Source organism: Shewanella sp. SM55 (genome assembly GCF_025654025.1).
Taxonomy (GTDB): Bacteria; Pseudomonadota; Gammaproteobacteria; order Enterobacterales; family Shewanellaceae; genus Shewanella; species Shewanella oncorhynchi.
The window spans coordinates 1-564 of record NZ_JAKKRS010000050.1; the positions used below are offsets into that span (position 1 = coordinate 1).

Below are 564 nucleotides of genomic sequence, written 5' to 3' on the forward strand. Positions count from 1 at the left end.
GGCTGGATCACCTCCTTACCTATACGACTAACTTAATGTTTGGTCGAAAAATGCTCCTGCATTTTCGACATTCGGTACATCCGTGTACCTTTTGAGTGTTCACACAGATTGCTTGTTTAGCTTCTCTTCGGGGAAGTCAGAGCTAAATGCGCCGCGAGCCGGTACGCATTGTTCTTTAACAATTTGGAAAGCTGATAGTATTTAATTGCATGAGTCTGTCATGTGATTAATTACAAAACGTTTAATGCGAAAGCATTGAACATGAGTTCTCAAACACTTTATTAAGTGTCTTGAATATTCAAAAGTAAATTATTCTTTATTGAATAGTTTACGTCTAAGGCGCGTCCACTTCTTTGGTCAGAAGTGAGACAAGTAAAACCAAGCTGGTCGCAATGCGGCGCAGATGAGTGAAACTCATTTGGGTTGTATGGTTAAGCGACTAAGCGTATACGGTGGATGCCTTGGCAGTCAGAGGCGATGAAGGACGTAGTAACTTGCGAAAAGCGTTGGCGAGCTAGTAACAAGCATTTGAGCTAACGATGTCCGAATGGGGGAACCCAGCAG

Annotated in this window: 1 rRNA gene; it reads left to right on the forward strand. The window is 42.7% G+C overall.

Annotated features, from left to right (window positions below):
* Positions 1-429: 429 nt before the first annotated feature.
* A 23S ribosomal RNA gene (locus L5L91_RS22665) occupies positions 430-564 on the forward strand; the annotation flags it as partial.